Annotated in this window: 8 protein-coding genes; all 8 read left to right on the top strand. The window is 33.7% G+C overall.

Annotation, left to right across the window (positions count from 1 at the left end; translation table 11 throughout):
• Positions 1–89: 89 nt before the first annotated feature.
• The 8 genes from AB5Z52_RS15415 (at position 90) to AB5Z52_RS15450 (ending at position 6,398) form a co-directional block, all read left to right on the top strand.
• A complete protein-coding gene (locus tag AB5Z52_RS15415; protein ID WP_368243960.1) occupies positions 90–752 on the top strand; it encodes a histidine phosphatase family protein in 663 nt (220 codons plus the stop codon).
• A gap of 72 nt (positions 753–824) precedes the next feature.
• Positions 825–1,307: a PTS sugar transporter subunit IIB gene (locus tag AB5Z52_RS15420; RefSeq protein ID WP_270790973.1), complete on the top strand. Its 483-nt coding sequence runs from the start codon at positions 825–827 to the stop codon at positions 1,305–1,307.
• 12 nt (positions 1,308–1,319) lie between these two features.
• Positions 1,320–2,120 (top strand): PTS sugar transporter subunit IIC, encoded by an 801-nt coding sequence (locus tag AB5Z52_RS15425; protein WP_137438800.1) that lies wholly within the window; start codon positions 1,320–1,322, stop codon positions 2,118–2,120.
• Positions 2,117–2,956 (top strand): PTS system mannose/fructose/sorbose family transporter subunit IID, encoded by an 840-nt coding sequence (locus AB5Z52_RS15430; protein ID WP_270790972.1) that lies wholly within the window; start codon positions 2,117–2,119, stop codon positions 2,954–2,956. Before AB5Z52_RS15425 ends, AB5Z52_RS15430 begins: the two co-directional genes overlap by 4 nt.
• A 9-nt stretch (positions 2,957–2,965) precedes the next feature.
• A complete protein-coding gene (locus AB5Z52_RS15435; RefSeq protein WP_137438801.1) occupies positions 2,966–3,895 on the top strand; it encodes a class I mannose-6-phosphate isomerase in 930 nt (309 codons plus the stop codon).
• 5 nt (positions 3,896–3,900) lie between these two features.
• Positions 3,901–5,100 carry a hypothetical protein gene (locus tag AB5Z52_RS15440; RefSeq protein WP_270790970.1) on the top strand — a complete coding sequence of 400 codons (1,200 nt, stop codon included), beginning with the start codon at positions 3,901–3,903 and terminating at the stop codon, positions 5,098–5,100.
• 20 nt (positions 5,101–5,120) lie between these two features.
• Positions 5,121–5,543, top strand: coding sequence for a PTS sugar transporter subunit IIA (locus AB5Z52_RS15445; protein ID WP_158408714.1), 423 nt, complete (start codon positions 5,121–5,123; stop codon positions 5,541–5,543).
• 18 nt (positions 5,544–5,561) lie between these two features.
• The gene (locus AB5Z52_RS15450; RefSeq protein WP_137438804.1) at positions 5,562–6,398 is read left to right on the top strand and encodes a MurR/RpiR family transcriptional regulator; all 837 of its coding nucleotides are present in this window, start codon (positions 5,562–5,564) and stop codon (positions 6,396–6,398) included.
• Positions 6,399–6,663 lie beyond the last annotated feature (265 nt).

Below are 6,663 nucleotides of genomic sequence, written 5' to 3' on the forward strand. Positions count from 1 at the left end.
TTAAACTATATTTAATTCATTTTATTCATTAAAGTATTCTTTTTTGATTCAGATTCTTGTATGATGGAATAAAATTAAGGAGGAAAAAAATGACAGAATTTTATTTGATTAGACATGGTAAGACAGAATTTAATGTAGAAAAAAGGTTTCAAGGTGGCGCTGTGGATTCAAAACTTTTGAGTAGTGCGCTGGAAGATAGTAAAAAACTTGGAAAGGAATTGAGATATGTTCCATTTGATCTTTTATTAACAAGCGAACAACAAAGAGCAATACATACAGGAAATATTATTGCTGATTATAATATAAATCAAAAAACTATGAATAGGGAAACGAATAAGAATTTGAATGAAATCAATTTTGGAATTTGGGAGGGGGTACTTGAAGATAAGATTCCTCATTCTGATCAGTTGCTTTTGTTCAGAAATACTCCCGAAAAGTTTGATGCTAGAATTATAGATGGTGAACATTACTATGAAGTATATGCCAGAATGAAACCAATATTTGATGAAATTACACTTAAATATCCTCATGGAAAAATTTTAATAGTCTCTCACGGAATGGCATTGCTTGCTTTAGTTAATGGACTTTTAAAAACACCGTACAGTCAATTTCGAAAACTTCCTAATCTAGATAATAATAGCGTATCAATATTATTGAAAAATCAAAAAGAGTGGGTATTAAAAAAATGGAATAATATTTTTTTGTTTGATCCGACCCTAAATATTCATAAAAAAAATAAAATATCTGAATAATGTGGTTTACAAACAATTCGCGGAATGGTATTATAAGTTTGTGAAAGCGGTTAATATATTGGAGGAAAAAAAATGATAGTTCATTACAGAGTTGACGAACGAGTGATTCACGGGCAAACAACAACTAAGATTACAAAAGAGGTTCATGTAGATGGCATCATCATTGTTGATGATAAGATCGCAGGTGATAAATTTATGATGCAACTGTACAAGCAAATATTGCCATCGCACATTAAAGTATTCAGCTTTTCCATTGAAAAGGCGCTAAAAAAGTTAAGCGAAGCGGAAAAATCAAATAAGAACTATGTTGTGATTATGAAGACGCCGTTGACAGCAAGAAAAATGGTTGAAGGGGGATATAATTTTAAAAATACGCTTTTTATTGGGCCTCAAAGTGTGAGAGAGGGCTCAACGTTTATTATGCAGATGGTCGGACTCATGCCCAATGAAATGGAAGCGCTTGACTATCTTGAAAGTAACAAAACAACAGTCATAGTGAACCCAACATTCACAACCCCGACTCTTACGTGGAGTGAAGCAAAAGGAAAAATTTAGGGAGGGAAAATAATGTACATTTTACAGATAAGTGCTATTTCTATTTTATATTATTTGAGCAATGTTTATAGTTCTTTTGGTGGTTTTGTAATTAGTAAATATACCCTTTGTCGCCCGTTAATTGGTGGATTTTTATGTGGATTGATTTTAGGAGATGTCCAAAAAGGGATTGAAATTGGTGTCGCGATGCAATTAGCCTTTATGGGATCTTTTGCAGTCGGGGGAGCTATGACAATGGATATTGGTGCAGTGTCGTTTCCAGTAATTGCAGTAGCCATTATTTCTGATTTAGATGTAGGTGCCGCTCTCGCAATTGCTACACCTATCTCTATTCTCGCAGCAAACTTAATCCAAATCGTTCGAGGAATGAATACTATCTTTGCTAGAATCATGCGTAAGGGTGTAGAAGAAACGAATTATAAGAAAATTTTGACAGGACATTTTATCCTACCGCAATTGTTTTTACTAGTTATGTCTTTTATCGTTTCATTTGTATTCATTTATTTTGGTGCATCAGCTGTAGAATCCTTTATTGATTTATTACCTGAGCGTATTTTACACGCTTTAAGTCAATTGGCAAAAGTACTTCCCGCAGTGGGGATGGCTTTATTACTGAAATATAATATAACGAATAATTTTATGTTCGTTTTCTTCGTTTTTGGCTTCATGCTTTTCGCCTACGCAGAAATGAGTTTTATCCCAATTGCGATTATCGCTATGGTGATTGCTTATTTCTATTATCGAACGGATGCGATTAAGAAAGAAGTTGCAGAAGTTGTACCTGATTTTGATGAGGAGGATGAAATCTTATGATGATGTTAACCAATCTGAGTGAAAAACGAGAAGCACTTACAAGAAAAGAACTAATTAAGCTATTTTGGCAATACCAACTACATTATGCTTATTCAATAAATTTTGAGAATTGGCATGGTGATGGTTACGCATTTTGTATGGCTCCGCTATTTAAAAAATATTATGACAAAGATGGACAAAAAGATGGAATGATTCGACAACTGGATTTCCATAATAACGAACAGACAACTGCAAGTGTTGTTTGGGGCGTTATGGTCGGAATGGAAGAACAGAAAGCATTGGGAGAAAACGTCGATGATGAAATGATCCGTACAACCAAATCGGCGTTAATGGGTCCTGTCGCGGGAATTGGCGACAGCTTGATCCAAGCAACAATTGTACCGTTATTAACTACGATTGCTATTACACTGACTGGAGATTCAAATAGCCCATTAGGAAGTATTTTGTATATGATTACGACTCCAATTATTTTATGGGGATATGCATATTTCCTGTATAACAAAGGATACACGTTTGGTAGAGATGCAGTCATGATGCTTTCGGGAAGCATGCTTGATAAAATTCGAAGTGCGATTCAGGTTTTTGGGATCATTGTAATAGGGGCATTGTCAGCGAGTTACGTAAAATTAGAAACAGTTCTGAAATTTTCTGCTGGGAAAGGTACCGAACCGATTGTTTTACAAGATATTTTAAATAATATCTTCCCTAATTTACTAAGTCTATTATTGGTTGTCGGGTGCTATTTCCTTGTTTCAAAAAAGAATGTTTCTATTTCGAAACTTATTGTATTGCTGATGGTTGGAGTCGTTGCGTTATCATTATTGGGACTAATTTAGGAGGCGCATATGAAAAATATTTATCACGTTCGTCCCTTATATAAATCGTTTATCTGGGGTGGACAAAAGCTGATTGACTTTTTTAAAATTGAAACAACATTAGATAATATTGGTACAGTCTATCATGTTATCTCTTTGCCGGGAGAGTTGGATAATATTATTGAAGAAACGGATCAGCCGTTATCAGAATTTTATCGTGAAAATAAAGAATTGTTTGGAATTTCTACTCCTCATTTTCCAATTCGGATGACGACGACTGCTAACGAAGGGTTTCAATCTTATCAGTTACATCCAGACGATGACTATGCTTTTAAGCATGAAAATCAACAAGGAAAGGTTTCTGGAGCTGTTTCTTTAGAAGAAAGTGACCATGTAAAAACTCGATTGTTCGGAAACAAAGCAAAAGATAAAGATGAGTTTAAAAAAATGATCTTAGAGAAAGATTGGGATAACTTATTTACAACACTAGATGTTAAAGACGGAGATTTTGTTCATACACCAGCAGGTGTGATCCACGGAGGTTATGGAGATGGGCAAGTAACTTCAACTTTCGGAACGAATGGAGACATTACTTATCGATTTTATGATCTAGATCGTAATGATCCTAACCGACCACTGCACTTGCAAGAAGTTTTTGATTGCGCAACAGTTCCTGAAGTTCCTTTTGAGTCCAAACATGTAGAATCTGAAAAACGGGAAAATTTAGAGGTTTACGATTATTATGATGTAGCTGGTGAATATGTTGCTAAAAGATTTAAGATTTACGGAAATAGCGTATATTCTTATCCTGATTTCATGTTTTTAGCTTGCGTTGGAGGCTCAGGAACAATCAGTGGTGAAAACATTTCACTCGGTGAGACACTATTCATACCTAAAGATTTTGGTGATTTGAAATTCTCAGGAGAGATGGATATTATTATGGTTTCTTATAAGGAGTAAGTCGTATGAGAGAAGTAACGATTATAGGTGCTGGACGAACTGGAAGAGGCATGTTAGGTGAGTTGTTTGATGCTTCAAAAAAATTTCATTTGAATTTTGCAGATTCTGATTTAGCAATAATAGAAAAGCTTAGAAATCAAGGTTACTATGAAGTTGAAATGAAAAACTTATTAACTGGTGAAAAAAGTATTCGACGCGTTAGTGATTTTGAGACCTTCCATATCTTTGATGATAGAGAAAGTTATATTAAGAGACTTGCTGATTCGGAGATAATCGCAACAGCTTTGTTTCCTGAAGATTTCGATCAAGCGATTAAAGATATCATTGAAGCAATAAAATTAAAGTATCGTAGAAATGATAATCATCCTAGCGCGGTAATTTTGGGCGCGAATTATGTAGGATTGAAAGATTATTTTTACCCAAGAATCAAAAATCAATTACTTTCTGACGAACAGAAATATTTTGAAGAACTGATCTCAGTAGTTGGTAGTAATGCAAATCGTAAAATAACTTTTCCAGAGCATGATAATGGAGACTTATTGTTAGTGGGTGATGATAAACCAGTTTTAATGGTCAATGATTCATTCAAATTCCCAGAAAATTATGATTATCCTAAATTCATGGTAAAAGTTCCTAATATCGAGTTGAAAATGATTGAAAAAATTTGGTCTGAGAATCTGGAACATATTGCGCTTGGTTTTTTAGGTAATTATAAAGGCTACAAGACGGTAAACGAAGCAATTTCAGATCCTTATATCCGTAAGGTTGTTTATTATGCTTGGAAAGAAGCAAGAGAAGCAATGTATAAAAATTATGATATTGAAATTCCTGACAATAATTTTAAGAGGGAAGTTTATCAAAAATTTGCAAGTCCTTATTTTGCCGATAAATTAGAAAGAATTGGACGAGATACTAAAAGAAAATTGAAAAAGAATGATCGATTATTGGGTCCGGCATACTTATGTTTAGAGAATGATATTCTCCCCTTCTTCATTTTGCGAGCAACAGCTTATGGTTTCTTTTATAAGGAAGATAAAACTCCCGATTCTATTGAAATCACGCAATACGTTCACAGAAATGGAATCGAAGCAGCGGTAGAAAAATACTGTGAACTTGATTTGGAGGATAAAACAGACAGTTTTGTACATGAGTCAATTGTCAAAAATTACAGAGAAATCGAACAAAAAGATATTTTTCCGTTATAATGGTTAGAAAGGACAAAAAAATGATAAAAATTATAGTGGCTGGACATGGAAATTATGCAAGTGGTATGGTTTCAGCAGCAGAGTTGATAATTGGTGAAAAGCATCAATTATCTTATGTGGAGTTTACTAAAGATACTTCTCCTGAACAATTAAGGAGAGCTTTAAATGATATAATAGAAGATACTGAAGAAAAGGAAATACTTGTATTAAGTGATTTAGTGGGAGGAACTCCATTTAAAACTGGAGTTGATATTTCACGTACTAGCCAAAAAGATGTTTGTGTAATTGGCGGAACTAACTTAGCTATGATTATGGAAGCAGTTTTAACAGTCAATAATCAACAGTCTCTTCAACAATTTGTTCAGAGCTTAATTAACAATAGTCGTAAAGCGATTGGAGTATTCGAATTTTTAGAAGATTTAGAGGAAGATGACGAGTTGTAGTCAAAAGGAGTAAAGCGAATGTTTATTACAAAAATAAAAAGTTTGTATGGTAGTTTGACAGTTTCAGAAATGAAGATTGCTGATTATTTGCTAGCTAATATTGATAATATGAAATCAATTACCTCAAGTGAGTTAGCAAAAAAACTGGATGTAGGACAGTCAACAATTATTCGTTTTTCTCAGAAACTAGGCTATAAAACCTTTAAAATACTAATAAATGATGTCATTGCTTCAAGTTCGGAAGAAGAAAGTTCAGAGATTCAGTTGACAGACTCTATGTACGCAACTTTAGAAAAGGTCAAAAATAATTATATATCCTCAATCGAAGTTGCATTTAATAGTAACCAACCAGAGTCTTTTGAGAAAGCATCCGCACTAATGAATAGAGCGGAGAATATTGTTTGTTTTGGCTATCAAGCAACAGGGGGATTCGCTGAATATCTTTCTCAATCATTAATAGAATTGGGTAAATCTTCTTATTATAGTTCTTCGATTATCGAGGTGAAACAGCGATTGCTATTTTTGAACTCGGGAATCGATATATTAGTACTTATCAGCAAATCTGGTGAAACAGCGGAAATCAATGCAATTGCTGAGTTTGCTCAAACCATAGGAATCGATGTCATAAGTATCACAAATTTTGGGAACACGACACTTTCAACTTTTTCTTTGGTGTCAATCAACTTCTTATACGATTCTCAAAAAACAAGGTTGACTGCATATACACAAAATGGTGGACTAATTTTTGTCATTGATGCGTTGATATTAAGTCTTTACAAGCAAGATTACTCTAAATATCGTAACAAATCTGGAAATTATTTAAAATTTTCTAGACCACAAGAGTATAAAGAGTAAACAATTTTTATTGTTTATTTCCTCTTATTTAGGATTGAGAGGATTGGAAAAATCTCCAACCTCTGTTTCTTCGAAACTCTATGAAATAATGCTCACATAAGTTAATAAAGCACTTAACCGTTAACGAAGATATTTTTTGTTAACGGTTTTATTATAGGGGACCTGCAACAGTTTAGTTAACAGTTGGTTAGATTACATATTTTCTTCGTCTCAAATTGTCGAGGAGTCATCATAAATTTTGTATGGATTCTTCTGTTTGGATAGT

The sequence above is a fragment of the Enterococcus sp. RTP21361st1_A6_RTP21361_211029 genome, assembly GCF_040910045.1.
Taxonomy (GTDB): domain Bacteria; phylum Bacillota; class Bacilli; order Lactobacillales; family Enterococcaceae; genus Enterococcus_D; species Enterococcus_D gallinarum.